Source organism: Sphingopyxis panaciterrae (assembly GCF_011762125.1).
Classification (GTDB): domain Bacteria; phylum Pseudomonadota; class Alphaproteobacteria; order Sphingomonadales; family Sphingomonadaceae; genus Sphingopyxis; species Sphingopyxis panaciterrae.
The window spans coordinates 794,854-820,440 of sequence record NZ_JAASQN010000002.1 but is presented as its reverse complement, the minus strand read 5'-3'; the positions used below and the strand labels follow the sequence as shown (position 1 = coordinate 820,440).

Annotated in this window: 23 protein-coding genes; 7 read left to right on the top strand and 16 right to left on the bottom strand. The window is 62.9% G+C overall.

Annotation, left to right across the window (positions count from 1 at the left end; all coding sequences use genetic code 11):
- Positions 1-4: 4 nt before the first annotated feature.
- The 7 genes from FHR22_RS11360 to FHR22_RS11330 form a co-directional block, all read right to left on the bottom strand.
- Positions 5-649: an RraA family protein gene (locus FHR22_RS11360; RefSeq protein WP_208417623.1), complete on the bottom strand. Its 645-nt coding sequence runs from the start codon at positions 647-649 to the stop codon at positions 5-7.
- Complete coding sequence (locus FHR22_RS11355) at positions 642-1,916, bottom strand: aminotransferase class I/II-fold pyridoxal phosphate-dependent enzyme (RefSeq protein ID WP_166942164.1); 1,275 nt, start codon at positions 1,914-1,916, stop codon at positions 642-644. The genes FHR22_RS11360 and FHR22_RS11355 overlap by 8 nt, the downstream gene beginning before the upstream one ends.
- A gap of 129 nt (positions 1,917-2,045) precedes the next feature.
- Complete coding sequence (locus tag FHR22_RS11350) at positions 2,046-2,990, bottom strand: acyl-CoA dehydrogenase family protein (protein WP_166942161.1); 945 nt, start codon at positions 2,988-2,990, stop codon at positions 2,046-2,048.
- On the bottom strand, positions 2,990-4,135 hold the full coding sequence (locus tag FHR22_RS11345; RefSeq protein WP_166942158.1) for an acyl-CoA dehydrogenase family protein: 1,146 nt from the start codon (positions 4,133-4,135) through the stop codon (positions 2,990-2,992). Before FHR22_RS11345 ends, FHR22_RS11350 begins: the two co-directional genes overlap by 1 nt.
- A gap of 30 nt (positions 4,136-4,165) precedes the next feature.
- Positions 4,166-5,806, bottom strand: coding sequence for an AMP-binding protein (locus tag FHR22_RS11340; RefSeq protein WP_166942155.1), 1,641 nt, complete (start codon positions 5,804-5,806; stop codon positions 4,166-4,168).
- A 109-nt stretch (positions 5,807-5,915) separates the two neighbouring features.
- Positions 5,916-6,677: an enoyl-CoA hydratase-related protein gene (locus FHR22_RS11335; RefSeq protein ID WP_166942150.1), complete on the bottom strand. Its 762-nt coding sequence runs from the start codon at positions 6,675-6,677 to the stop codon at positions 5,916-5,918.
- Positions 6,678-6,892: 215 nt separating this feature from the next.
- Positions 6,893-8,065: an acetyl-CoA C-acetyltransferase gene (locus FHR22_RS11330; RefSeq protein ID WP_166942147.1), complete on the bottom strand. Its 1,173-nt coding sequence runs from the start codon at positions 8,063-8,065 to the stop codon at positions 6,893-6,895.
- A gap of 241 nt (positions 8,066-8,306) precedes the next feature.
- Between FHR22_RS11330 and FHR22_RS11325 the strand changes: the two genes are divergently transcribed.
- The 3 genes from FHR22_RS11325 to FHR22_RS11315 all read left to right on the top strand — a co-directional run bounded on the left by FHR22_RS11325 (position 8,307) and on the right by FHR22_RS11315 (position 11,307).
- Positions 8,307-9,107, top strand: a complete 801-nt coding sequence (locus tag FHR22_RS11325) for an enoyl-CoA hydratase-related protein (protein ID WP_166942144.1) — start codon at positions 8,307-8,309, stop codon at positions 9,105-9,107.
- 206 nt (positions 9,108-9,313) lie between these two features.
- Complete coding sequence (locus tag FHR22_RS11320) at positions 9,314-10,324, top strand: aromatic ring-hydroxylating oxygenase subunit alpha (protein WP_166942141.1); 1,011 nt, start codon at positions 9,314-9,316, stop codon at positions 10,322-10,324.
- 161 nt (positions 10,325-10,485) lie between these two features.
- The gene (locus FHR22_RS11315; protein ID WP_166942138.1) at positions 10,486-11,307 is read left to right on the top strand and encodes an SDR family NAD(P)-dependent oxidoreductase; all 822 of its coding nucleotides are present in this window, start codon (positions 10,486-10,488) and stop codon (positions 11,305-11,307) included.
- 34 nt (positions 11,308-11,341) lie between these two features.
- Here the strand turns inward: FHR22_RS11315 and FHR22_RS11310 are convergent, their stop codons facing one another.
- From FHR22_RS11310 to FHR22_RS11280, 7 genes are read right to left on the bottom strand one after another with little or no spacing between them, the layout of a single operon-like run.
- Entirely contained in the window at positions 11,342-12,094 is a 753-nt protein-coding gene (locus FHR22_RS11310; RefSeq protein ID WP_166942135.1) for an IclR family transcriptional regulator, read from the bottom strand.
- Positions 12,095-12,143: 49 nt separating this feature from the next.
- A complete protein-coding gene (locus FHR22_RS11305; RefSeq protein WP_166942132.1) occupies positions 12,144-13,487 on the bottom strand; it encodes an MmgE/PrpD family protein in 1,344 nt (447 codons plus the stop codon).
- A gap of 51 nt (positions 13,488-13,538) precedes the next feature.
- Positions 13,539-14,453: an HpcH/HpaI aldolase/citrate lyase family protein gene (locus FHR22_RS11300; RefSeq protein WP_166942129.1), complete on the bottom strand. Its 915-nt coding sequence runs from the start codon at positions 14,451-14,453 to the stop codon at positions 13,539-13,541.
- 8 nt (positions 14,454-14,461) lie between these two features.
- Positions 14,462-15,685: a CaiB/BaiF CoA transferase family protein gene (locus FHR22_RS11295; RefSeq protein ID WP_166942126.1), complete on the bottom strand. Its 1,224-nt coding sequence runs from the start codon at positions 15,683-15,685 to the stop codon at positions 14,462-14,464.
- On the bottom strand, positions 15,685-16,158 hold the full coding sequence (locus tag FHR22_RS11290) for a MaoC family dehydratase (protein WP_166942123.1): 474 nt from the start codon (positions 16,156-16,158) through the stop codon (positions 15,685-15,687). The genes FHR22_RS11295 and FHR22_RS11290 overlap by 1 nt, the downstream gene beginning before the upstream one ends.
- Positions 16,155-17,309 (bottom strand): acyl-CoA dehydrogenase family protein, encoded by a 1,155-nt coding sequence (locus FHR22_RS11285; RefSeq protein WP_166942120.1) that lies wholly within the window; start codon positions 17,307-17,309, stop codon positions 16,155-16,157. Before FHR22_RS11285 ends, FHR22_RS11290 begins: the two co-directional genes overlap by 4 nt.
- Positions 17,306-17,803: a MaoC family dehydratase gene (locus FHR22_RS11280; RefSeq protein ID WP_166942117.1), complete on the bottom strand. Its 498-nt coding sequence runs from the start codon at positions 17,801-17,803 to the stop codon at positions 17,306-17,308. Before FHR22_RS11280 ends, FHR22_RS11285 begins: the two co-directional genes overlap by 4 nt.
- A 378-nt stretch (positions 17,804-18,181) precedes the next feature.
- Between FHR22_RS11280 and FHR22_RS11275 the strand changes: the two genes are divergently transcribed.
- From FHR22_RS11275 to FHR22_RS11260, 4 genes are all read left to right on the top strand, one after another.
- Positions 18,182-18,628: a hypothetical protein gene (locus FHR22_RS11275; protein ID WP_166942114.1), complete on the top strand. Its 447-nt coding sequence runs from the start codon at positions 18,182-18,184 to the stop codon at positions 18,626-18,628.
- Between the two features lie 83 nt (positions 18,629-18,711).
- Positions 18,712-19,839 (top strand): amidohydrolase family protein, encoded by a 1,128-nt coding sequence (locus FHR22_RS11270; protein ID WP_166942111.1) that lies wholly within the window; start codon positions 18,712-18,714, stop codon positions 19,837-19,839.
- Between the two features lie 18 nt (positions 19,840-19,857).
- Entirely contained in the window at positions 19,858-20,451 is a 594-nt protein-coding gene (locus FHR22_RS11265) for a hypothetical protein (RefSeq protein WP_166942108.1), read from the top strand.
- Positions 20,452-20,748: 297 nt separating this feature from the next.
- Positions 20,749-23,067, top strand: a complete 2,319-nt coding sequence (locus FHR22_RS11260; RefSeq protein ID WP_166942105.1) for a TonB-dependent receptor — start codon at positions 20,749-20,751, stop codon at positions 23,065-23,067.
- A 213-nt stretch (positions 23,068-23,280) separates the two neighbouring features.
- Here the strand turns inward: FHR22_RS11260 and FHR22_RS11255 are convergent, their stop codons facing one another.
- Positions 23,281-24,453, bottom strand: coding sequence for an acyl-CoA dehydrogenase family protein (locus FHR22_RS11255; protein WP_166942102.1), 1,173 nt, complete (start codon positions 24,451-24,453; stop codon positions 23,281-23,283).
- Complete coding sequence (locus FHR22_RS11250; RefSeq protein WP_166942100.1) at positions 24,444-25,583, bottom strand: acyl-CoA dehydrogenase family protein; 1,140 nt, start codon at positions 25,581-25,583, stop codon at positions 24,444-24,446. Before FHR22_RS11250 ends, FHR22_RS11255 begins: the two co-directional genes overlap by 10 nt.
- Between the last annotated feature and the right edge of the window lie 4 nt (positions 25,584-25,587).

Genomic DNA, 25,587 nt, shown 5'->3' with positions numbered 1-25,587 from the left:
GCCGCTACGACTTTTTGCCATAGGCGCCGGTGTAGCTTCCGTCGCGGATGCTGCGCAATATTTGCTCTTCCCGGGCTTCTTGCGCGTGCACGGCCTTGAGGAGGTCCGCTGCGATCGCTTGCGGAAACGCGACGACGCCATCGTCATCGCCGACGACGATGTCGCCGGGTTCGACGATCAGACCGCCGATCGACACCTTCGCGTGGATTTCTCCGGGGCCGTTCTTGAATGGCCCGCGATGGATGGCGGCACGCGCGAAGCACGGGAAGCCCGATTGCGTGAACGCATTGCGATCGCGGATCGCACCGTTGATGACGAAGCCCGCCGCGCCGCGGACCTGAGCGATCGTCATCATGATCTCGCCGACCAAGGCACGGCCGATATCGCCATCGCCATCGACAACGACCACATCGCCAGGCTTAACGAGATCCAGCGCCTTGTGGATCGCCAGATTGTCGCCGGCGGCCACCCGGACCGTCAGCGCGGGACCGGCCATGACATCCTTAACCCGATGAAAGGGCCGAATGCCGATGGCGCCAGGCAATCTGTCGAGATTGTCGCTGATGATCGCGGTCGAACTGCGCTTGAACGCTGCGACCAAATTTGCGAGCGTTCCGGAATCGGTAGCGCCGGGTGAGCTTCTATCCATTGACGACATCCTCCGATGCGGCGGCTTGCGCGGTTATCGCCGCGAGCCCGGGCTGCCCGATCAGGGCCTTGCACGCCGCGACGATTGCCCGGCTCCCCGCCTCGACCGCGGCGGGCGACGCTGCAAATGACAGGCGCAGGAAGGGTGAGAGGCCGTAGGCGCCGCCGTCGAGCACCGCGACCTTCGCTTCTTCCAGAAGATAGAGGGAGAAATCGAGGTCGGTTTCGATAAGCTTCCCTGCCGGCGTCGTGCGGCCGAGCAAGCCCGATACGCCGACATAAAGATAGAAGGCGCCCGACGGTGAATAAAGATCAAGCCCGGGCGCGTCGGCCAGGATCGCGAGCATCCGGTCGCGCCGCGCCCGATACATTGCAGTCGCCTCCCCGACGCAGGCTTGATCGCCGGTCAGCGCGACTAGCGCCGCTGCCTGGCCGACCGAGCTGGCGCAGGTGGTGCTCTGGCTGATCATCTTGACGATGACATCGATCAACGGCTTGGGGCCGGCGGCGTAGCCGATGCGCCAGCCGGTCATCGCATAGGCTTTCGATGTGCCGTTGATGACGAGTGCCCGCTCGAAGAGAAAGGGGGCGACCTCGACGAGGCTGGGGGCGCGCGCGCCGTCATAGCAGAGATGCTCGTAAATCTCGTCGGTCATCACCCAGACATGCGGATGGCGATGCAGCACTTCGGCGATCTTGCCGATTTCCTCGCGCGAATAGACCGCGCCGGTCGGATTGTTCGGGGAATTCAGCACGAGCCAGCGCGTGCGGGGCGTGATGGCGGCCTCCAGCATCGCGGGGGTCAGCTTGAACCCGGCATCCTGCCCGCAGCGCACGATCACCGGACGGCCGCCGTGCAAGAAGGCGATATCGGGGTAGGAGACCCAATAGGGAGCAGGAATGATGACCTCGTCGCCCGGGTTCAGCGTCGCGGCGAAGGCCTCGAAGATCAGCTGCTTGGCCCCGCACCCAACGACGATATTGTCGGGGCCGCACGCCAGTCCCTTTTCCCGCTCGATGGCCGCCGCGATAGCGCGCCTTAACGCCGGTTCGCCGGCCGAGGCCGTATAATGCGTCGCCCCGGCGCGCATTGCCGAGATCGCCCCGTCGATGATGTGCGCCGGCGTCGCGATATCGGGTTCGCCGATCGTGAGATCGACAATTTGATGTCCGGCTGCCTGGAGATCGGCGACGATCTTCTTCGCCGCGATGCTGGCGGAAGGTTTCATCGTCGCAGCGCGGTCCGAAATCGTCAGAAGCGGCTGCATTTGCTCTCCCATAGGCTGCTGTGTGAACCGATATAAGATACGTTACTGGATCTTATTGTCAAGTCTCGAACAGAGGCTTCACACGCTCATATCGCCCGCCGGCCATGCGCCGAACCGGCGTCCCGCCGATTATCCGCCGGCTCCCGCAAGGCGCGGCCAAAGCGGTGTCCTCTCGCGAAGCGCCGCGCTCCCGAGCTCGCCAGCCCAATAGCTTTCGCCGCCGAAATCGTCGCGCCACTGCCAGAGGCGGCGGGTAAGGCGGGCCAGCGGATATTCCTCGGTATATCCAATCGCGCCGTGGATCTGATGCGCATGTTCGCCCACAATGCCGGCTGCCAGTCCTGCGCGGAATTTGGCGATGGCGACCGCCTGACGGTCGAACGGGGCGTTGTAATCGGCAGTGGCGACCGCGGCATCGAGCGCCGCGCTGGCCGCTGCGACTTCGGCGCCCATCTCGGACAGCATATGCTGGATCGCCTGGAATTTCGTGAGGGCACGCCCGAACTGAATTCGCTGCTCGGCAAAGCTGATGGTAAGGGCCAACACCGCTTCGAGCGCGCCGCACATCTGGGCCGCGCGGGTGAGGGCGGCGAGGGGCAGGGCGATGCAGTGGCGCATCTCGCCTGTCGCGGCGACGCTGCCAGTGAGGCCGCACGCAGCATCGCTCAGCGGGTCGAGCCCGACCGCGGCACGGCTCCCGGCGAGCGGCCCGCGGAGTAGCGAGAGCGACCGGTCCCGGACATGGACGACATGATCGGCGCTGTCGCCAAATGGCACGCCGCGCTGCCATCCTTCGATGAAAATGCTCGTCCGCCCCGGCGGCGGTTCCAGACCGGCTTCGGTCAGGAGCCATGTTCCGATCAGGGTTTCGGCGATCGGCGCGGGCAGTGCGCATGCGCCCGCCAGCCTCACCAGGCCGAAACCTTCGGCCGGCGACATGCCGAACCCGCCATGCGCTTCACCCACCCACAGCCGCGTGAGGCCATTTTCATCGAGCACGGTCCATGCCGCATCCGGCGCATCGCGGTGATCGGCAAGGATGCGTGCGGCCGTGCGTTCGAGCGTCGCGTCCATCAGCGTACACCCAGCTGGCGAGCGATCACACCGCGCAGGATTTCGGTCGTTCCGCCGCGCAACGTGCTGGCGGGCAGGCGAAGCTGAACCTCGTCGCGCAGGCGCAGCAACCCGGCCGGCATCTCTGCCTCGGGATATGCGGCGATAACACCCCGGACGGCGCCGAACAGATGCTTTTCGAAGGCGTTGCCAAGCTGCTTAACCAGTGCGGCTTCGGTGTCGGGATGCTCGCCCGCCTGCAGACGGAGCGCGATGCCGCGCGACATGATCCGCAAGGTGGTCACCCGCGCGATCAGCTCGCCGACGATCGCAGGCGGGAAGGCGGCGGGCAGTTCGGCCAACGCCTGCTCGAGCAGCAGGAAGGTCGTAAGAAACCGTTCGGGTCCCGAGCGTTCCAGGGCGAGCTCACCCATGCATTGCGCCCAGCCATTGCCTTCCTCGCCGAGCAGGTCGTCGCGCGTCAATTTGACATCGTCGAACACGACTTCGTTGAAATGCGTGTGGCCGGCGATATCGCGGATACCGGAAATCCCGATCCCTGACAGCGTCAGGTTGACGAGGAATTGCGAGAGGCCCGCGTGCCGGTTTTTTCCCTCGGCAGGCGACGTCCGTGCCAGCACGATCATGTAGTTCGAAATATGCGCGACAGTCGACCAGATCTTTCGTCCGCTCAGGCTCCAGCCAGACGAAGTTTTGGTCGCCTTTGTCGTGACTGCGGCGAGGTCCGAGCCCGCCTGCGGCTCGCTCATTCCGACACAGGTATAACAGCGGCCTGCGGCGATGCGCGGCAGGATCGATTGCTTCTGCCTTTCGGTCCCGAATTTCAGGATCTGGGCGCCCGTCTGGCGATCGGCGATCCAGTGCGCCGCGACGGGCGCGCCGGCGACCAGCAGCTCTTCGGTGACGACGAGCCTGTGCAGCGCGGGAAGCGCCTGGCCGCCATATCGCTCGGGCCAGGTCATTCCGATCCAGCCCATCGCGCCCAGCTTGCGGCTGAACGCCGGCGAGACGCCGCTGACCCAGCAGTCGGCAACGGACTGGTATCCGCCCGCGGCGCGCTCTGCTTCGAGAAATGCCCGGATGCGGGAGCGAAGCGATCGCTCTTCCGGCGTTTCCGGCGCGATCGGGAAGCTGAACTGGCTCACTGACGTCTCTTTCGTATTTTGCAGGAGAGGCTAAGCGGCGCCCGATGCGCCGACGATCGCCTCGCGCACCGCGAAGCGCTGGATCTTTCCGGTCGCCGTCCGCGGGAATTCCTCGACGATCGAAAGAAATTCCGGCCAATATTGCTTGGTTACGTCAAGCTTTTCGAGGTGATGCGTCAGGTCGGCGAGGCTTGGCCGCGCCGCGGCCGCGCTTAGCTTGATCACGGCGTGGCATCGTTCGCCGAGGCGCGCATCGGGCACGCCGACGATCACGACATCGGCGATCCCGGGCAGATCGAGCAGCATGTTCTCGATTTCGATGATCGGGATATTCTCGCCGCCGCGAATGACGATGTCCTTGGACCGCCCGATGATCCGGACATAGCCGTCGTCGTCCAGCTGGCCGAGGTCGCCGGTCTTGAACCAGTAATCCTGGAACGACGTCTCGTAGAGCGTGTCGTGCATAAAATAGCCGACATGCTGTCCGCTGGTGTTGAGCTGGAGGTTGCCCGGCGTGTTCGGGGGCAAGACGACCCCTTCGTCATCGACGACGCGAACCTCGACGCCGGGTACGGGCGCCCCGTCGCTGGATGCGCGTTTCTCCTCGCTGTCGGTCAGGCGGCCGATGGTGGCGATGCCCGCCTCCGTCATGCCCCAGCACGGGACCAGTGCGGCCCCGAGCAGCCGCGACGTCCGGCCCACCAGCTTAGGAGGAATGGGCGCGCCGCCACTCGCAAAGCAGCGCAAGGACGAGGCGTCATACTGCCCCGCTTCCGCCGCGTCGCAGGCGTCCCTCGCAAAGGCCGCGCTTCCCATCGTCCAGGTCACGCGTTCGGCTTCAACGATGCGCAGCATCTCGGCCGGATCCCAGCTTTCCTGGAAGACGAATTTGCACCCGCAATAAAGCGGCATATTGACGCCATAGAGGAAACCCGTAGCGTGGCCGACGGGCGAGAACATGAGGACAACGTCGGCGTCGCTCATCCCCATGACATCGAAGGAATTGGACGTGGCGAGATAAGCGGAGGTGAAGCTGTGCAAAACACCTTTGGGTTCGCCGGTGGTGCCCGAGCTGAACAGGATCATCTCCAGATCGTAGGCGTGGGGTCTGCGGGCGTCGAGCTGGCGGCGGGCGCGCTCGTCGACGATAATGCCGCCGAGCTGGCTCTCAAGGGATCCCGCCTCATTCTCGTCGTCGATCAGCAGCAAATGCTCCAGATCGTCCAGTTCCGACCTGAGCGCTTCGAGCATCTTGCCCGGCTCGGTGCGCCGGTACGTCTTCAGTCCGATACAGACGCGGCTCCTCGTTCGCTCGAGCATGAAACGGATTTCCCGTTTGCCATAGATTGGCATGATCGGGTTCGAGATCGCGCCGACGCGGATCGTCGCGAGATGGGCGATCGCGAACTCCCATCTGTTGGGAAACTGATAGGAGACGAAATCGCCTGGCCGGACGCCGAATTCCAGGAGCTTGAATGCAAGCTGGTCGACGAGGGTGGCCATGCGCCCATAGGTCAGCCGGACCGGTTCGGGCTTGTCGGAAAAATAGCTGACCAATGCAATTCTGTCAGGCGAATCCCGCGCCAGACGCAGAAAATCGTCGAGTAGCGTCTCGGCGCGGCCGTTGCGCTCCTTGAAAGGATGATTTTCTGTTTCGGATATTCGTTGCATGGCAGCACCGTTTCGAGGTTGTGGATACGGCCGGCACCGATAGTCCGGCTTCAGGTCGAGAATGTGGGCGATCGCAACCGGGCGGGATCGATTGGCGCTTGCTTGTCCGCTAGCGCCAGGCCGCGAAATCGGGTTTGCGCTTTTCGAGGAACGCGGTAGCGCCTTCCTTCTGTTCGCCGGTCTGGAAGAAGGCCGGCGCCACCGCTTCGACCACTTCCTTGATACCGGTCCGGTCGATGATGCGGCCAAAGGAATGCTTGATCGTTTTCAGCGCCGTCGGGCTCATCTCGAGCAACTCCTCGCACCAGCGCGCGACTTCCGCGTCCAGCGCCTCCTTCGGGACGACGGCATTAACGAGACCCCATTCGAGCATTTGCGCCGCATTGTACCGACGGCAGAGCATCCAGACCTCGCGAGCCCGCTTGTGCCCGATTATGCCGGCAAGATGCGCAACGGGATACCCGCCCGCCGGTGATGCGACCCTCGGTCCATTCTGTCCAAAGATCGAATGCTCCGACGCGATGGTCAGATCGCAACAATAGGCGAGGTGGTTGCCCCCCGCGATCGCGTAGCCGTTCACGCGCGCGATCACGGGCTTGGGGCAATCAAGGATGATGTTGCCGAGCTGCCAGTCCAGCGATTCCAGCCCGCCGTCCTTTTCCCACTCGACGTCACCACCGGCGCAGAAGGCACGTTCGCCTTCGCCGGTGAGAACGATCACGCCAACCGAGCTGTCCGCTCCGGCGCTGCGAAAGGCCTGTTCGAGTTCCTCGATCGTCAGCCCGCGGATGGCGTTCAGCTTTGCGGGGCGGTTGATCGTGATGGTCCGGACCGCGCCTCTGTTCGTAACGATGATATCTTCGAAAGACATGCGCTCAAGCTCTCCTGCTCCGCGACACCCGCGGCCGCCCGGCGCGGCAGCATTTGTTGTTAAAAACCTACTTGTTAGAATATATCGTGTAAAGCGCGCCTGCGAACATCAGAGTCGTGATGTTCCGGGATCTACCTTTTTAGATTGCAGCGACGTCCCGATCGGCGGCGATCATCTGGAGCTCGCGCCCTGAGCTAGCCGAGGAGCGGCGGCATTTAGAGGCGCTCGACGATGGTCAGGTTGGCAAGTCCGCCGCCTTCGCACATCACCTGAAGCCCGTAACGGCCGCCGCGTGCCTTGAGCGCGTAGATGAGCGTGCTCATCAGCTTGGTGCCCGAAGCGCCGAGCGGATGGCCCAGCGAAATCGCGCCGCCGTTGACGTTCAGACGGTCGGGATCGGCCTCCATCGCCCGCAGCCAGGCAAGAGGGATGGAGGCGAAGGCTTCGTTTACCTCATAGAGGTCGATGTCGCCGATGTTCAGGCCGGTGCGTTCGAGCGCGCGAACCGTCGCCGGAATGGGCGCATCGAGCCTTGTGACCGGACTGGCGCCGATGACCGTCATATGGTGAACTCGCGCGAGAGGCGGCACGCCCAGCCTTTTGAGACCCGCCTCCGACACCACCATCACGCCGGACGCTCCATCGCTTATCTGGCTCGATGTCGCGGCGGTGAGATTGCCGCCTTCGCGTAACGGTTTGAGCGTGGCCATGTCAGCCAGGTTCGCGTCCGCCCTGATGCCTTCGTCGCTGTCGTGAATTACGGGGTCGCCGCTCTTCTCCACGCCGGGCAGCGGCAGGATTTCCGCCCGAAATGCGCCCGACGCCGTCGCCTGTGCGGCTCGGCTGTGGCTGTCGTGGGCGAAGCGATCAAGCGTCTCGCGCGTCAGCCCGTACTTCGCTGCAATGACTTCTGCGCCGGCGAACTGATTCAGTTCAGCGCCCGCATAACGCGCTTTGATACGCGGGCTGTCCGGATGGTCGTAGCCATTCGCGACGGCAAGACTGATTGCGGAGCTGAGCGGCACCCGCGTCATGCTTTCGACCCCGCCCGCGAGGACGACGTCCATCGTGCCGCTCATCACTGCCTGGGCGGCGAAGTGTAGCGCCTGTTGTGACGAACCGCATTGCCGGTCGACCGTCGTCCCTGGGACGGTCTCCGGAAATCCCGCCGACAAGACCGCGTTGCGCGCCACATTCGCAGCCTGTCCGCCCAGCTGGCCGACACAGCCTAGAATGACGTCGTCGATCAGCGCCGGATCGGTATCGGTTCGGCGGACAAGCTCGCCGAGCACCTTGGCGGCAAGATCAACCGGGTGCCACTCTCTCAAACGCCCGCCCTTGCGGCCTCCGCCGGTACGGACTGCGGCGACGATATAGGCCTCGGGCATCAGATACTCCTCAACGAAGACCCCGGCGCCAAGCCGGGAATGGAGGTGCAAATGGCACTATCGGGGAAAAGGCGAAAGAAATTGCCGCCCGCCGCCGCGCGATATCACATTCCCGATCATTGCCCGGGCCTGTTTGTGCGGAGGCTGCAAATGGGCGATTGGACGGGGGCTTCTTCCTGCGCGGCACGCGCGACAACCGGGATGGACGCGCGTGCTCGCAAATTTGGATGGAAGGGGAAGGATGGAAATGCCGGTTCTTTACGAACAGTCGGGACGGGTGGTGACCCTGACCTTGAACCGGCCCGAGACCCGCAATGCGCTGTCGGCGGATGTGGTCGACGCGCTGATCGATGGACTGAAAAAGGCCAATGCCGACAGATCGGTGAGCTGCGTGATCATCGCAGCGAATGGCGCGAGCTTTTGCGCGGGGGGCAATCTGCACGAGCTTCGCGGACTGACGGTCTCGCAGAAGCTCACGCACGCGCAACTTGCGTCCTGGTACGAGATGGGAATTCAGCGAATTCCCGCGACCTTCCATGGACTGGACGTGGTCACGATCGCGGCGGTCCATGGCCATGCGATCGGGGCGGGCTGCGATCTCGCGGCGATGTGTGACATTCGGATTGCAGCGCCCGACGCCTCTTTCGCCGAAAGCTTCGTGCGCGTGGGGCTGATTTCGGGCGACGGTGGATCATGGTTCCTGCCGCGCGTGATCGGTCTCGCGCGCGCCAAGGAGATGATGCTCACGGCCCAGCCGGTCGGCGCGCAGAAGGCGCTCGATTGGGGGCTGGCCAACGCCGTCGCGGATCGCTGCGAATTGATCGAGGTCGCAACGCGGATGGCGGAGCAGATCGCTGCGCTGCCGCCCAATGCGCTGCGTGGAACGAAGCAGCTGCTGCGCAAAATGGAGAGCAGCGGCTTCGACCAGGGGCTGGCCGAGGCCGCGCAGATGCAAGCAACGCTCCATCTCCAGCCGGATCATCTCGAGGCTATCGCCGCGGTGCTGGAAAAGCGGGACGGGAATTTTACGGGCGCGAGCTGACCGCGCTCGATCAGGAATGTGATACTTTGGGTCCGACAGCGCGGCGGGGAGGGAAATGGCTTGTCCCGCAACGCTTTGCCCCCAATGAGGATAAGACCGTGAATGCCTCGCCATTCACCAGCAACAATGTCCAGCTGCCGGAGAGACGCGGCGGATCAGGACAGCGGGCAGAAACTCCCGAACGCGGCTGCCCAGAGGAGAGTTTAATGGATTCGCTCGAAAAGACCGGCCCGGCTGAAAGCCCATCAGGGCGCAATCCCATCTTTGATCTGGGCCCCGGCGCGCATGAATGCTGGTATCCCGTGGCGCTCTCTTCGAGCGTGCCGACAGGCAAGGTCATCGGCCGCGAAATCGGCGACGGGCGGATCATCGTCTATCGCGGCGAAGATGGCGCAGTCCGCGCGATGTCCGCCTATTGCAAGCATATGGGCGCCGACCTTAGCGTGGGCGGCGAGGTCCAGGGCAATAATATTCGGTGTCCTTTCCACCATTGGGCCTATGGCGATGGCGGCCAGTGCAAGAATATCCCCGCGGGCGACCAGATCCCGAGGCGCGCCAACCTCTTTCAATTCGCCTCGCGCGAGCAATTCGGTCTCATCTGGGTCTTTTTCGGCAAAACGCCGCTCTACGATATCCAGACATTCGATGATTTCGATGAGGAAAAGCATGTCGCGCGCTCGTATGAGATTGAGCTCAGCGACAAGCTCGATTGCGAGCCGTGGATCTTCACCACCAACGTGTTCGATATCGCGCATCTGCGCTTCCTCCACGGGATCAATATCGTCAATTCGGACGTCGAGGAGATCGATACCTACCGGCGCCGCATGTCATGGGTCGCCGACATGGGCGCGAAGGCGGCCGGCGGCCTGCGGATGGACATCGATGTGTACGGCATGAATTCGCTGCGCACCAAGGGGGATCAGGGCGGGCGGCTGAAATGGTATATCGCGGGGAGCGTTCCCTCGGTTCGCGAAGGGACGAAGTTCTTTCTGACCATTGTCACCACCAATGGGCCCGGCGCGGAGGAATTCCTCGATCGGCAGGCGGCGATGCACACCCAGATCATCAACGAAGATATTCCGATCCTGAACAACATGCGCCTCGACGAATTGCTCCTCGTGCCTTCTGACCGGGCGATGACCCGCTTCATGCGCTCGGTCGTCAAATATCCGCGGGTGACGATGAAGGCGCTCGAGCGGTCCGCAAGACTGGACTAGTCCGAACCCGCCCGGCCGCGACCGACCACGGGTCTTGCCCGTGGCTGGCGGCGGCGACGTCTGCGAGTGACGTTTGTGATGCGCGGTCCGGGCCGCGACGCAGGCGGCCGGGCGATCGATACGGCGGCACCGTCCGTCACGTGAAACACAGGTTTATAATCATGACAATATTATCGGGAAAAGTGATCATCGTGACGGGCGCCGCAGGGAATCTGGGCAGCTGCATCGCGGAATTGCTGTCCGCGCGGAAGGCCCGGATCGTGCTTTCGGACATCGACAAGGCGGGCGTCGAACGGCGCCGCGACGAAATCAACGAGCGGGGCGGCGATGCGGTCGCGCATGTCACCGACGTCACCCAGGAGGATCAGGTTCGCGATTTGATGGCATTCGCCGTCAAGGAATGTGGGGGCCTTGACGTCCTCGTCAACAATGCCGGGCTGCTCGGACAGGAACATCAGATCCAGCTCGCAGACCTCGAGACCGCGCTGTGGGATCGCACCATGGACGTCAATTTACGCAGCGTGTTCCTGGCGAGCAAATCCGCCATTCCATATCTGATTGAACGCGGCGGCGGCTCGATCATCAATATTTCATCGGCAGCCTCGATGGCGGGCTATCTCATGTCGAACGCCTACGCCGCCTCGAAAGGCGGCGTGAATGTGCTGACCAAATATATCGCAACGCAATATGGCAAGCAGAACATCCGCTGCAACGCCGTCCTGCCGGGCATCCACCTCAGCGATGAAGCGCGGGCGCGCACCGATGAGAAATCGCTCGATAAATTGGCCGAGCATTGCATGCTGCCGAGGCTCGGCGTGCCGGAGGATATCGCGAAGATCGTCGCGTTCCTGGCATCCGACGACGCTTTTTATATCACCGCGCAATTGCTGCAGGTGGATGGTGGGCTGCTCGACCATGTGCCGCAGATGGCCGAAGCTCGGCGCAATGACGGCTTCTATCAAAGCCAGCTGAAACGGCCCTGAGCGTGTTCATCGGCTACGCGCCGAGAGGACGAGATCATCCGGCCGTTCGCGGCGTCGCTTGCTCGACCTCCTTTCTCAGCAACTCGACGAAATGCGAAAGCTCCCTTTCGATCCTGTCGACCGGCGCGCCGATGCCGACAGCCAGCGGCGGGTGGTCGCCCGGTCCGTCCAGGCGCATCGCGATGACCGCCGCGCCGGGGGTCACCATCCCCTTGGTAAGGAAATAGCCCAGGGTGCGCCCTTGTCTTACGGCTTCGATGACCTCAGTCGGTGAGACTAGTGGATCGCCCGCTTCTCTTTCCGCGTTCGCGCGGCGAACGATCGCGCCGATTTCGGTGTCAGATTTGCCGGAGAGCAAGGCCCGGCCAATAGCGGTCGTGCATAGGGGGCGGCACGCACCCTGCTTCATATGGAAGCGGATCGGGTTGGTCGCCTGCTCGATCTTGACGTAGACGGCATTCATGCTCTGTTGGGTTCCGAGCAAAATCATATCGCCGGTCGCGGCGCTCAATCGACGCATCATGGTCGATGGATTCTGGGTTCGCCCGGCATCCTCGATCAGCCAGGCGCCGAGCAAGGCGATGCGGATGGTCGGCTGGAAACGGCGCGTGCCGGTCTCCTGGCTGAGATACCCCAGCGCCGCGAGCGAATGAAGGAGGACGGAGGTGCTCGACTGCGGATAGTCCAGTGCCTGCCGGATTTCTTCGACCGTGGCGGGCCGCTGGCGTTCCGCGAAAAATTCCAGGACTTCCAGAACACGGCGCGCGGATTTGACGGTCTGGTTCATAGCGGCACCGGTCCGCTCAGGCGCATATCAGGATGATCGGCCACCGCCGTTACGCCATCCGATCATAGAGCTGCGAGATTTTTCCCAGATCCTGTAGCGTGTTGAGACGGAAGAAGAGGGCCTCGCGCGCCGCGCCGTTCAGCCGCGTTTCGGTGCATTCTTCGAACTTCGCCCATAATTTCGCATCTGCCACAGGATTGCGGGCGTGGCCGACCGCGAAGCGGACCGGCGGGCCGGTGCGGATTTCCCCGTCGTCGAATATGATTTCGACCCAGTCCGCAGGCGAGAAAAGCGCCTGGTCCGGATCGACTTCATCGCTTTCGATCCGCTGCGTGCAACGCATCAGCCGGAGGACATCGGCTCGCCTGACAAAGCTGTCGTCGAGTTCGCGAAGGCCGACATTTCCAGCCAGTAGAGCTGCCGCAACGGCAAATTCAGCGCTGAATTTCGCTTCGAGCGCATCGCCTGGCTCGCGATAGCGCAGGATTCCGGACTGGATTTTCCCCAGATGCACACGGATCGACCGGATCGCCTCGACGCGGCCCGCCAGCCCGTCGATTGCCGTCGCGGAATTGATCAGCCGATGCGCCGCATAGCAGACGGGATAGAGTTTTATGTTCAGCCCTTCGTTCAGAATGCGCCATTCGTCGCCGAAGCGCGGCGCGGTTTCGTGGGTAATCCGGCCGGCGGGCGAAAAGGCAGAAAGGAAGCCGCCGGGATGCTCGAGCGCGTCCATCCCCGCGGTCATGCCGCGGGCCGCCATTTGCGCCGCCAGCACCCCGCTCTGCGCCGCGCGGCCAAGTTGGTAAGGCTTGGTCATCGTACCGAAATTGGCAACGAGGCCCGCCGACATCGAGGCGGCGATCGCCAAGGCGGCGGAGGTCTGCCGCGCATCGAGGCGCAAGAGGTTCGCACAGGCAGCGGCGGCCCCGATCGCACCGAAAATACCGGAGGGGTGAAAACCCTTTACGTGATGCTTGTCCCGGTCCCTCGAAACAAGTTCGCACCAGATTTCATAGCCTGCAACATAGGCGGCGAGTATGTCCTGGCCGCTGGCGAATGGTTCGCCCACCGCGAGAATGGCGGGGAACAGCACGGCACTCGGATGGCTTTCGCCGCTGGTATCGTCATAGTCGAGCGAATGCGCCGACGTCGCGTTGATCAGCGCGGCATAGTCGGCGGTCGTCCGCAGCTTTCCCCATAATGCGCTTGCCGCATCCCCCCGGGGCGCTCCCGCGGCGACTATCGCAGTCACCGGCTCGTCGAGGCCGAGCAGGATCACCGATACGCAATCGGCGATACCGGTCATCGCCGTCGCCGCCGCGCCGGGCGGAAGGTCGTCGTAGCGCAGTTCGGCGGCGAAACGTCCCGCGCTTCTTGTCAGTTCGCCCATCGGACACCTCGCATGGGAAGAGCAGCTTGGGGGCGGTGACGCCGGCGGGGTCTAAACACCCGCCCGCAGCGCGCGTTGCAGGATGACCTGCTGCATGCGGACGGTCCCGGCATCGACCATCTGGCCATCGATCGAAATCGTGCCCAACCCCTGGGCCTCGGCCTCGGCATAGGCTTCCATCATGGCGCGCGCCTTGCGGACAGCTTCGGCATCGGGAGTGTAGACGTCGAGCGCGACGTCGATCTGGACCGGATGGAGGGCCCATTTGCCGATGAAGCCGAGCAGCTGCGAGCGAATGCATTCCTCGCGATAGGTCTCGGTATCTTTCAGGCCCGGGAAGGGACCGTCGATCGCATCCACGCCAGCCGCGCGCGCAGCAATCGCCAGCTGCCACCGGCCGTAATGCCACGGGTCGCCGGGATAACTGCTCTTTCCATAAAGGATGACCGGATCCATCCCCATCGATGCCGAATAATCGCCGAAACCGAAGATCAGGGCTTCCAGGCGCGGCGTGGCGAACGCAATCTCGTTCACGTTGCGCATACCGTCGACTTCCTCGATCAGGACTTCGAGCCCGATCTTCTTTTCGAGTTTCAGCCGCTTCTCGATCTGCGACAGCAGCGTATCGACAAACAGCAGATCGGACGCGCAGCGCGCCTTGGGCAGCATGATCGTGTCGAGATGGTCATGCGCCTGCTCGGCCACCTGGATGATGTCCTCATAACACCATTCGGTGCCGAGATCGTTGATCCGCACGCACCGCGTCTTGTCGCCCCAGTCGAGGTTGTTCAGCGCATCGATCACTTTTGCGCGGGCCGACACCTTCTCGCGCGGCGTCACCGCATCTTCGAGGTCGAGAAAGACATGATCGGCATTTGACGCTGCCGCCTTGGCGAGCATCTTTTCGCTGGAGGCCGGAACGGCAAGCTGCACGCGGCGGCGACGGACAGGGCGCTGGTAGGTCATGATGGTTCCTATTTGACGATATTGTTGTGGAAGAGGCGGTCGGCGGCAGCGCCGGCGTAGCCGGCGGTCCGGAGTATCTCGCGCGTATGTTCGCCGAGCAGGGGAGCCCTGTGCCGGACGCGGCCCGGCGTCAGGCTCATTTTGATCGGCACACCTGCGACGGTGACAGGCGTGGCCGAGCCCGGCTGGTCGACATCGACGAGCATGTCACGAATGCGGAAATGCGGATCGGCGAAAATGTCCGACACGTCGTAGATCGGGCCGAAGGGAATGACACCGCCGAACAATTCGGTCAGTTCGGCCTTGGTTTTCGTACGCGTAAACTCCTCGACGAGCGCATAGACTTCGTCCTGCCTGGCGAGTCGGGCCTCATTGGCCGCATATCGCGCATCGTCCACCAGATCGTGCCGCGCGATCAGCGTCAGCAGCTTGCGCCAGAAGGCATCGGTCGGTGCGCTCAGCGTCAGCCAGCCATCCGCCGCGCGCACGACACCATAGGGACATAAGAGCGGGTGCCTGTTGCCTTCGGGGCAGGGGATGCGGCCAGTATAGCTATACTGGTTGATGATGCGTTCGCTGGTCGCAAGGACGCAGTCCACCATGCTGACATCGACGAACTGCCCGGCACCCGACTGCCTGGCGTTCATCAACGCCATCACGATGCCGATGACGGCGAACAGACCCGGAATGAGATCGCCGACGCCGGGCCCCACCTTGATGGGCGTGTCGGCGTCCGGACCCGTGATCCCCATCATCCCGCCCATCGCCTGTCCCACGATGTCGAAGGCCGGCCAAGCGGCGTAGGGGCTTTCGCCCGAGCGCGGGTCGCCAAAGCCGCGGATTGCCGCGTATACGAGCTTGGGATTACGCGACGACAACAGCTCATAAGAGAGGTCAAGCCGCTCCATCACGCCGCCGCGCGAATTTTCGACCACCGCATCGGCGCCATCGATAAGGTCAAGCAGAACCTGGCGGCCCTCGGGAGATTTCAGGTCGAGCGCGATGCTTTTCTTGTTGCGGTTGACGCTCTGATAATAGCCGCTGATCGCGCGTAATTCGTCGTCGGCGCGATAGGGGCCGAGCCTGCGCGTCTCGTCGCCCCTGAGCGGCTCGACCTTCAGGACCTCCGCGCCGTGGTCCGCCAGGATCTGCGTGCAGAACGGACCCGCCAGCACTTGGGTGAGGTCGATCACCCTTACGCCGTCCAAAGCGCCTGGCGGAAAGGGCTGCATCAGGCCGCGTTCGGGCGGCGGCGCAGAAGGACGGTGCGCTCGACCTCGCACACCAACTCGTCGCGCTGATTGAAGCCGTAGTGCTTGAAGGTGACAAGCCCCGCATCGGCCCGGTCGGATGGGCCGCAAGACAAGACCTCGGTCGCGCTGTAGAGCGTGTCACCTTCGACGACGGGTGTTTTGAGCCGCAATTTGTCGAGCGCCACGTCCGTCAGCGCGTTTTCCGATGTGTCCTCGCTGGCGAGGCCGACAACGATCGATGCGGTCACGCCGCCATAGGTGATGCGCCTCCCGAACTTGGAAACCGCCATGTCGTGCGCATTGAAATGACCCTGCGCGGTATTCATCGTCAGATGCGCCAGAATGACAGTCTCATTCTCGCCGATCGTTTTTCCGCGGACGTGGCGCATGCGCTGGCCGGGTGCGAAGTCCTCGAAATAGCTGTCGGGACTGGTAAGTGTTACGATGGTCATGCGGCTGGCTTCCCCAACAGGCGGTCAGAGATCACGCGGAGCTGAATCTCCGACGTGCCCTCGAAAATCTTGGTAAGGCGCGCGTCGCGCCAATAGCGTTCGACGGCATGGTGCGTCGTATATCCGGCGCCGCCGTGAATCTGCAGCGCCTCCGACGTCACACGTTCCGCCATCTCGGTCGCGAACAGCTTCACCATCGCCGCCTCGACATCGCAGCGGACGCCGGTATCGATCTTGCTGCACACCGAATAGAGCAGTTGGCGCGCCGCCTCGATATCGGTGGCCATCTGCGCGATCTTGAAGCGGATTGCCTGAAATTCGCCGATCGGCCGGCCAAACTGCACGCGCTCGAGCGCGTATCGCATCGCATCTTCAAGCCCGCCGCGGGCCAGGCCGATCGCCCGTGCGGCGGTGTGCGCGCGGGCGACTTCGAGACCGCTGGTCGCGAGGTAGAAAGCACGTCCGGGCTCGCTCACCATATTGGCGTGCGGCACGCGGCACTGGTCGAGCGCCAGTTCCCAGGTCTTCCACCCGAAATATCCGATTTTGGGGATCGGCGCGCCGGCACAACCCTGGGGCAGTTCGCCGCGCGGTTTTTCGACCACGAAAGCCGAAATGCCCTGATGTGGCTTCGCCTTGTCAACCGACTCGGTTCGGGCGAGCACAAGAATTGCGTCGGAACCGTCGGCGTTGGTGCACCAATATTTATTGCCCGTGATCAGCCAGTCATCGCCGTCACGCTCCGCCCGCGTCGACAGGCCCGATATATCGGATCCCGTGCCGGGCTCGGACATCGAAAAGGCGAAGAGCATTTCCCCGGTCGCCATCTTGGGGAGGTAAGTGCGCTTCTGCGCTTCGGTCATCGCCTGATAGCCGAGCATCGGGCGAATGATGCTGCTGACGCTCATCCACGCCCGCGACAATTCTTCGGTGACGAGGCAATATTCAAGGCAGCCAAGCCCCAGCCCGCCATATTCCTGCGGAATGGTGATGCCGAAAAAGCCCATTTCCGAAAGTTTGGCGAGCAGCGACTGCGGGATGTCGCGCCGTTCGGGATCATATTCATTGGCGATCGGCAGCACTTCGTTCATCGCGAAGTCGCGCGCCGCGCTCTGGATCATCGATTGCTCGTCGGTTAGCGAGAAGCTCATAAGCTGGCATCCCTGCGAGGTACGAGATTGCTTCTCGTGAAGACGATCACGCGGTCGCCGCGCTGGTTGAAGCCTTCGGTCAGCCAGGTGGCGATGCCGTAGTTGGCATCGCTCTTCGACGGGCGCAGCGCTCGCACGGTCGAGCGCGCGGTGAGCGTATCTCCGACATGCACCGGCGCTTCGAACGACAGGTCGTCGACGCCCAGAAACGCGCCGCCGCGTTCGCTCAGGTCCTCGACCGACAGGCCAAACACCGTCGCGAAAACCAGCATCGGAGCGACGACAATATCCGCGTGGCCATCGGCCCTGGCATATTCGCGATTGAAGAAGAGGGGATTGAACTGGAGCGTCGTCAGCGAGAACAGGATATTGTCCGACTGTTCGATCGTGCGGCCCCAATGGTGATCGAACACCATGTCGACGGCAAAGTCGTCGAATGAATGGCCCCGCAGCCGTATCGGAAAGTCTTTTATATGCGTCGCGCTGTCGCTCATCCGCCGTCACTTTCATAAGAATCAACCAGTGATTTGCCATCTATCATGTAATTCTCGCCTGTAACCCGAGGCGGAATAAGATCATGTATGTGATGGAGTGATCTCTGTGACAGTTCGAGAACGAGATTGAATTACACTATTATCGCTAGTCCACTGACGTGGATCGGCGTCTTTTCTCTAAGGGTGGCGACGGATTGCGCGATATTAGGATCGATGGCTTTGATTCGTCCGCCATCACATATCTAATTTCGCCGGCGTCCCCCTGACGAAACGGGGCAATTGGTTCTACAGATGCCCGAGGCCAGCAGGATGCGGCCAGGTCCAGATAGGGATGAGCATCGCACCGATGTAACGTCCATGTACCGGGAGTAGGGTTCGGTGAGCGAAATCGAGAAAGCCAAAAAAGAAGGACGCGGCTGGTATTCCAATGTCAGCGATCCGGATCTGCCATGGTCGAAGCGCGGGTTGAACGCGCGAACCTGCACGATTTCATTGGGACCCGATGGCGACAAGGACGCGCCCGTCGCGGCGCTCGTCTGGCTGAACGAAGGGCCTGGCGATCCCTTGCGAGGGCGCCATTCGCATTCCTGCGACGCGATCAATCTGGTCGTGCAAGGCGCGATGTACATGGACGGGATCTGGCTGCGCCCCGGCCAGGCGAAAATCGTCCCCTCGGGCACCAACTATGGCGACGCCGTCGTCACCGGTGGCGGATGCATCTTTATCGAACTGTTCGGCGATCATCACGGCGCCAAGCCCGATTACGACGAGCCCGACGAGATGGCCTATTGGGACGAAGTGCACGGCGGGCTGCTCAAGCAATAGCGCCGAACTGTGAATTTATACCGTGATTTCATGACCATCCGCGATCGGCGGAGAGGCATTATCCAACTGGCAGAGGTAGAATTATGAGCAGTGATTACAAGATCATATCGTCGGATTCGCACGTGATCGAGCCGTGGTTTTTGTGGCAGGAGCGTTTGCCGGCGGAGTATCGGGACCGGGCGCCGCGTCTGGTGCGCAACGACGACGGCAGCGACCGCCTGGTGTGCGAGGATATCGAGATGCCGCCGATCGGCACGGCGGCGGGCGTGTTTCGCGGCAACAGCGAAGTGCGCCAGACGGGGCGCTGGGAAGAGGATATCCCGCCGTCGGCTTATGACCCCGATGCGCGGATCAAGGAGATCGACCGCGACACGATCTGGGGCGAGGTGATGTACCCGACCTTTGGCCTCGGCTTTTACGGGATCGACGACGCCGAGTTCAAATGGGCGCTGCTGCGTGCGTATAACGACTGGCTGGCGGAGTTCTGTGCGGCGCATCCCAACCGGTTCAAGGGCATCGCGATGCGCGCCAACGACGATCCGGCGCTGGCGGTGCAGGAACTGGAGCGCGCGAAGAAGCTGGGCTTTGTCGGGGTGATGATCCCGACGGTCGCGGGCGAGGGCGTGCCGCAATATCACGAGCGCGGCATGGACCTTTTGTGGGAGGCGGCGGTCGCCAACGACATGTCGGTCAACATCCATGCCGGCACCGCGCGCGAGCGCAACAAGAAGACCAACCTCATCCAGGCCTCGGGCGGCCGCAATCCGACCAAGTCGCCGCTGAAATATGAGGTGTTCGTGAAGCCGATGCTGAACATGATCTTCGGAGGCGTCTTCGAGCGCCACCCGAAGCTCAAGTTCATCTCGGCGGAGAATGAGGCCGGCTGGGCGACGCACATCCTCGAGCGCGCGGACTTCGAGTGGCAGCGCTACCAGAATGTCCAGGTCAAGGACTTCGAGGGCCGTATCCCCGAAAAGCCGAGCGACTATTTCAAGCGCAACATCAAGCTCACCTTCCTGCGCGACACCGTCGCCATCCGCACCCACGACCTGCTCGGCGCCGAAACGCTGATGTTCCAGACCGACTTCCCGCACGGCATCAGCACCTACCCCAACTCGCGCGCCATGTGCGACGCCATGTTCCAAGGCGTCGACGAAAAAGTCCGCGACAAGATCGTCTATCACAACGCCGCCGAACTCTACGGATTCTAGGGGGGCTCAGGCCCGCCATTGCGCGCGCCGGAAATCAATCGGAAAGGGGTAGGCATGGCTTTCGAAAAAGGCATCGACGTCGCCAGGTTCAACGAGCTTGACGATAGCTGGGTGCAGACCGGCGGTCTTTGGACGAGATGCGTTTTCATCGGGGAGAAAAACAGCCCCGGCTCTCCGGTCGGGGTCGCCATCAAGGCGGATCGCGAGATCGGCGATCATGTCGCCGGCAGGCGGTCTTTTGACACGACGACGATGACCGTCCTCCTGTCGGGCTCGGTCATGCATGACGGCCGTTGGATGAAGCCGGGTGACTTCTACGTCGCGCCGCCCAATGACGTGAACGGCGATCTTGTGTTTGGCTCCGAAGGGGCGGTCCTGTTCATCATCTTCGACAATCGTTCCGGCATCATTCCCAAATTCGTCGATGCCGGCGATCAGGCCCGGTTCGACGAGACGCTGAGGGCCGACGTCGAAGCCGTCGCGGCGGGCAGAAGCGAAAGATCGGTCGCCCTCCTTCCGCTGCGTGATGCGTACACGAAGGGCCGCGCGGTCGTCTTCCGGACGCTCGAGGCGGTTCAGCAGTATCGGACAGAAACCGGAACCGAATGGTAGCAATCGTGAACCTCGACAGTCCGCGAACGACGGACCGCGGGTTCGAGGCCGCCGCGAATAGGGCCAGGAAGAAGCTGGCGGACGCATAAAGGCAGCGGGACGGATGGCCGCGTCGCTGCGAAAAGCCCCAAGGCCTGACCGAAAAACGGGCGGACCCAGCGAACACAACGCCGCCAGAGCATGAATGCGCCGCGGTTCGAACCGCATGGAACGGGCACTTCGCGTGTGACCCGAACGGGCGGCTGCGTCCACCGCGCGCGGAGAAAAAACACAAACAAAATGGAGGGGAAGGCCGATATGAAGGATAAGATACATGCGCCGCGCCGGCGGTTTTTCTTACGCGCGAGCCTCGCGGCGAGCACGCTCGTGGCGACGGTAGGGCCTGCGTTCGCGCAGGACGGAGAGATCATCGTCACCGCGCAGAAACGCGAACAATCAATCATGGATGTCGGTGTCGCCGTTACCGCCATGTCGGGCGGAGACCTCAGAGATCAGGGAATGCAGAGCTTCGCAGCCGTTGCCGAGCAGGTTCCCAATTTCACCGTTTCGATATCGCGCGGCGCCATTCCCGATTTCAACATTCGCGGCGTGAGCGGCGATGGCAATGTGAGCCGGCTCAACGAAAGCTCGATCGCCGTCTATGTCGATGAGGTCTATCTCGGCGACGAGACGGCATTGGCCGGACAGACGTTCGATGTCGAGCGCGTGGAAGTTCTGCGCGGACCTCAGGGAACGCTGTTCGGACGCAATACGACGGGCGGACTCGTCCATTATATTTCGTCGCGGCCGACCCGTGATCTGACCGGCTATGGCAATGTTCAATATGGGTCGGACAATTGGGTCATGCTCGAAGGAGCGATCAGCGGCCCGCTGAGCGACAATGTCCGCGCGCGTCTCGCGGGCAAGTGGGACCGTCACGACGGGCATCGCGACAATATCAACAAGACGCCCGGCGCCGACCAGCGTCTGGGCGCAGCGAATACATGGGGATTGCGCGGTACGCTCGAGTTCGACGTCGGCGAGGATGCCCTGCTGACACTTATCGGCACCTATTCGAACGGTGATGGCGAGACGATCCCCGGCAACAGCTATGGCGCGCTGAAACCCGGTGGCAGCCTCAGTCCGGCGGACTGGCCGAACGCATTTTGCACGCTCAAGGACGTGCTCGACGCGAAATGCGTCAACACGCTCTCTGCGAACGGGCCGATCACGAGCCGGAAGGCCGGCCAGGGAAATACCGACCTTCCGAGCGAAAGGCTGGATCTGAAGCAGAAGTTCTATTCGCTGACGGCCAAGCTGGAGGCCGACCTCGACTGGGCTACGCTCACCTCGATAACCAACTACTCGCGCAACGATTTCCGCTACGAACTCGACGGCGATAACGGCTTTCATACGTCGGAGTTCGGCCCAGGTCTCGTCCAGTTCGTGGAGATCGACAACAAGGCGAAGCAGTTCAGCCAGGAGTTGCGGCTGAACGGCTCGACCGACACGCTCGACTGGGTCACGGGCATCTATTTCTACGCGGACGACAAATCCTATCGAAAGCTGGAAGATTTCGTCTCGGTATCGCGGGTGACGGTGGTCGACGCCGCGGTCGAGACCAGATCCTATGCGGCATTCGGCCAGGTCAACGCGCATGTCTCGGACGATGTCAGCCTGATTCTGGGCGTCCGCTTCAACAAGGAAAGCCGCGAACTGACCCGCGGCACCTTCAGCAATCTATCGACCGGTGAATTCCAGGATGTTCATGCGGCCTTGCCGCAACCGAAGATCGACACGCGCGACCTGACCGGCAAATTCGGTGTTGAATATGCCCCGGCGAGGGGGCATCTCTGGTACGCCAGCTATTCCAGAGGCGCCAAGAGCGGCGGTTTCAACGCCACCTGGAATCCGGGAGCGGTACAAGCCAATGTGATCACGACGGGACCGGTGGGTCAGGAGACGCTCGATTCATTCGAAATTGGGGCCAAGCACCAGCTACTGGACAATAAACTCAGACTCAGCGGCGCGGCCTTCCTTTACCTGTATCAAGGCAAGCAGCAGTCGGTGACCAGCTTCGATCAAGCCACATTGACCACATCCAATGTGTTCATCAATTCGGGCGACGCCCGAATGTATGGCGCCGAACTGGAGCTGAACTATGCGCCCAGCAGCCGCTGGGACTTGACGCTCGGGGGCGGATTGCTGCGGACGAAGATCGTCGATTCCGATGTGGTGGTCCGGGACCACCGCGCGCCGGGGACCGGCATCGCGCTCGAAGGCATGGAACTGACCCAGGCGCCGAAATGGACCGCCAATGGCGTCATCGCCCATCATGTCCCGCTGGGCGGTGCGGGAACATTGACGTTCCAGTCCGAAGCGACGGCGAGAAGTGCGATGCACTTCTCGATCACCAACCATCCGCTCGCGAAGGATCTGGCCAAGCTGGTGGTGAATTTCCGTGTCATGTGGAAGTCCGACGACGGCCGCTTCAATGCTCAGGCATTTGTGACCAACGCCTTCAACCGGCGATATTTGCTGGTCAATCGCGATGCTGTCCTCGGCGTCTACGGGGCGATCAATTCGTTCGAAGGCGATCCGCGCCTGTGGGGCGTGAAGTTCGGCGCGTCCTTCTGACATCGATTACGGGCGCGCCGTCTTTCGCAGAATGGCGCGCCCGTAATGGCATGGCGTGATCCGCGCAGTTCGGCCGACCCGCCTGGCAGAGGGTTAAGGCGGTTCGAGGCAGGCAAGGGCATATTGTCTGCGGGCAGGGTCGATGGCGGCGGTTGGAGCACGAACTGACTGGTCCCGGATCAGGCTAGTGCCGGCCTGGTTGCCGTGCGTGCTTCATCCCGCCTTGCCGAGCAGCGCGCGGGCAATGATGTCGCGCTGGACCTCGCTCGTGCCGCTATAGATCGTTGCCGCGCGCGCCAGCATGTAAATCTGGTGGAGCTGCAGCTTCAGCGTGCCGATCTCCGCGGGCCCGTGAATGCCGGCATAGTCCGACGCGATCTGTAAATTCGCCTCGCTGATCCGCTGAAACAGCTCCGACACGGCCAACTTCAGGAGCGAGTAATCATGGTCCTCCGCGGTGCCGGCCACGGCCGCCGCAGCCACCATCTCATATAGCGCGACCAGGTCGTTCAGGTCGCAAAAGAGGCTGGCGTTGAGCGCATCGAACGATCCGCCGTTCAAGCCGAGCTGGTCGGCGACCTGACGGAAAACCGCATAGGCGTCACGGGGCAGGCCGGGACTACCGACGAAGATGCGCTCGACGCCGAGCAGCGCCTTGGCGATACCCCAGCCGTCCCCCTCGACCCCGACGAGATCGCCGGCCGGAATCCTGGCGTCGTCGAAAAAAACCTGCCCGAACTCGCTTTCGCCGGCGAGGTTCTCGATCGGCCGGATCGTCACGCCGGGCGTATTCATCTTCATCAGAAAGAATGAAATCCCCTGTTGTTTGCGCAGACCCTGCTGGGTCCGGGCGAGCAGGAACATGTGGCTCGCGTCCATGGCCATCGTCGTCCATATCTTCGACCCGTTGACGACATAATGATCACCGTCGCGCACGGCGATGGTCTTGAGGCTTGCAAGGTCGGAACCCGCATTGGGTTCCGAATAGCCCTGGCACCACAAGGTCTCTCCGCGCAGGATCGACGGCAGATATTTCGCTTGCTGCGCCGCGGTGCCGAACCGGATCAGGATCGGGCCAAGCATCGTCCCGCCTGAATCGAGGAAGCGAGCCGCGCCGAAGCGCGCCAGCTCCTCATGATAGACGAGCTGTTTGGCGAGCGGCAGGCCCAGGCCGCCATGCTCGCGCGGCCAGGCCGGGAGGCGCCAGCCATGATCATCGAGCAAGCGGAGCCAGCGTTTCTCCTGCTCGCCGCGCAGCCGCAGAACGATCGGCTTTCGCCACTCGGGCGGATAATGTTCTTCGAGCCAGTTCCGGAACCGGGCGCGAAATTCCGGGACGGAAAGCACATCGAGGTCGGCGGTGCCGGTCGGGGGGGTCAGTTGCATGTCGGTTGTTGCTCCCTCGACAGGTTCAGCGCGCGCCCGCGATGCGCATCGGCATTGCCGAGCCATGAGGCCCAGCGGAGGATCGCGTTTGCATAGAGGCCGATGTCGGCTTCCTCGGTAAAGCCGAAGGCGCCGTGATAGTGGATCGCGGCTTTGCTCATCCCCTGTGCGGCGTCGGCGCACCGGGCCTTGGCCGCGCTGATGCGCATCGCTGCCTCCCCGGTCAGGCCCTGCTGGAGCGAAGCTGCGGCGGAGCGCCACGACGCGCCGGCGAGCTCGATCTGCAGATGCTGGCTGACCAGACCGTGCCGGACGGATTGGAAGCTTGCGAGCGGCTTTTCGAACTGCGCCCTTTGATTGAGATAATTGCCGGTCATTGACAGAAGGCGCCGCGCCGCGCCCTCAAGCTGCGCGGCGAGCGCGATCGTTCCGCGCGCGAGGGCGAGGCGGATGGCATCCGTGGCATCGTCTCCTCGCAGAATGAGCGCATCGCTGTCGAGTGCGGCCTTGTCGAAAGTGAGATGGGCGCAAATCGTGCCGTCGGTCATGCGGTGCGTTTCTGCCGCGACGCCCGGGGCTCGGGCATCAACGGCGATGACGACCGGATCGCCTTCAAGCGTCGCGGAGACGAGCAACCGGGTCTCGCTCGTCCACGCCGGTACGAAAATCTTGCTTCCGGTGAGCGCAAAACCGCCGCTATCGAGCGGCTGGAGCGCGGTATGCGGTGCCGCCGGTTCGATAGCGGCGATGTCTTCCTGATCGGCGAGTGCGATGACATCCTCGCCGGCGACCAGCGCCCGTGCCAGCTTCCGCGCGGCGGGAGCGTTCGACGCGCCCAGAACCGTCGCGGCAATGATCGCGCTCGCCACGAAGGGTTCGGGGATCAGGTTGCGGCCTATCGCTTCCGCAAGCGATAGCACCGGCAGAAAATCCAGTCCGGCTCCTCCCGCTTCCTCCGGCAGTAGCGCGCCGGTCCAGCCGAGCGCGGCCATGTCCCGCCAGCTTTGCGTATCGAAGCCATCCGCCGATCCGCGCTTGTCGCGAAAGCGAACCAGCGTGTCGTTGGCGACCGCATAACGATCGACACTGTCCCGCAGCATCGATTGCAGTTCATCCTCGTGGCGCCACATCGAC

What these genes read in the sequence shown, in the direction of transcription:
- FHR22_RS11360 (WP_208417623.1), bottom strand. Translation starts at nt 649, where the DNA reads ATGGATAGAAGCTCACCCGGCGCTACCGATTCCGGAACGCTCGCAAAT.
- FHR22_RS11355 (WP_166942164.1), bottom strand. Translation starts at nt 1,916, where the DNA reads ATGCAGCCGCTTCTGACGATTTCGGACCGCGCTGCGACGATGAAACCT.
- FHR22_RS11350 (WP_166942161.1), bottom strand. Translation starts at nt 2,990, where the DNA reads ATGGACGCGACGCTCGAACGCACGGCCGCACGCATCCTTGCCGATCAC.
- FHR22_RS11340 (WP_166942155.1), bottom strand. Translation starts at nt 5,806, where the DNA reads ATGCAACGAATATCCGAAACAGAAAATCATCCTTTCAAGGAGCGCAAC.
- FHR22_RS11335 (WP_166942150.1), bottom strand. Translation starts at nt 6,677, where the DNA reads ATGTCTTTCGAAGATATCATCGTTACGAACAGAGGCGCGGTCCGGACC.
- FHR22_RS11330 (WP_166942147.1), bottom strand. Translation starts at nt 8,065, where the DNA reads ATGCCCGAGGCCTATATCGTCGCCGCAGTCCGTACCGGCGGAGGCCGC.
- FHR22_RS11325 (WP_166942144.1), top strand. Translation starts at nt 8,307, where the DNA reads ATGGAAATGCCGGTTCTTTACGAACAGTCGGGACGGGTGGTGACCCTG.
- FHR22_RS11320 (WP_166942141.1), top strand. Translation starts at nt 9,314, where the DNA reads ATGGATTCGCTCGAAAAGACCGGCCCGGCTGAAAGCCCATCAGGGCGC.
- FHR22_RS11315 (WP_166942138.1), top strand. Translation starts at nt 10,486, where the DNA reads ATGACAATATTATCGGGAAAAGTGATCATCGTGACGGGCGCCGCAGGG.
- FHR22_RS11310 (WP_166942135.1), bottom strand. Translation starts at nt 12,094, where the DNA reads ATGAACCAGACCGTCAAATCCGCGCGCCGTGTTCTGGAAGTCCTGGAA.
- FHR22_RS11305 (WP_166942132.1), bottom strand. Translation starts at nt 13,487, where the DNA reads ATGGGCGAACTGACAAGAAGCGCGGGACGTTTCGCCGCCGAACTGCGC.
- FHR22_RS11300 (WP_166942129.1), bottom strand. Translation starts at nt 14,453, where the DNA reads ATGACCTACCAGCGCCCTGTCCGTCGCCGCCGCGTGCAGCTTGCCGTT.
- FHR22_RS11295 (WP_166942126.1), bottom strand. Translation starts at nt 15,685, where the DNA reads ATGCAGCCCTTTCCGCCAGGCGCTTTGGACGGCGTAAGGGTGATCGAC.
- FHR22_RS11290 (WP_166942123.1), bottom strand. Translation starts at nt 16,158, where the DNA reads ATGACCATCGTAACACTTACCAGTCCCGACAGCTATTTCGAGGACTTC.
- FHR22_RS11285 (WP_166942120.1), bottom strand. Translation starts at nt 17,309, where the DNA reads ATGAGCTTCTCGCTAACCGACGAGCAATCGATGATCCAGAGCGCGGCG.
- FHR22_RS11280 (WP_166942117.1), bottom strand. Translation starts at nt 17,803, where the DNA reads ATGAGCGACAGCGCGACGCATATAAAAGACTTTCCGATACGGCTGCGG.
- FHR22_RS11270 (WP_166942111.1), top strand. Translation starts at nt 18,712, where the DNA reads ATGAGCAGTGATTACAAGATCATATCGTCGGATTCGCACGTGATCGAG.
- FHR22_RS11260 (WP_166942105.1), top strand. Translation starts at nt 20,749, where the DNA reads ATGAAGGATAAGATACATGCGCCGCGCCGGCGGTTTTTCTTACGCGCG.
- FHR22_RS11255 (WP_166942102.1), bottom strand. Translation starts at nt 24,453, where the DNA reads ATGCAACTGACCCCCCCGACCGGCACCGCCGACCTCGATGTGCTTTCC.
- FHR22_RS11250 (WP_166942100.1), bottom strand. Translation starts at nt 25,583, where the DNA reads ATGTGGCGCCACGAGGATGAACTGCAATCGATGCTGCGGGACAGTGTC.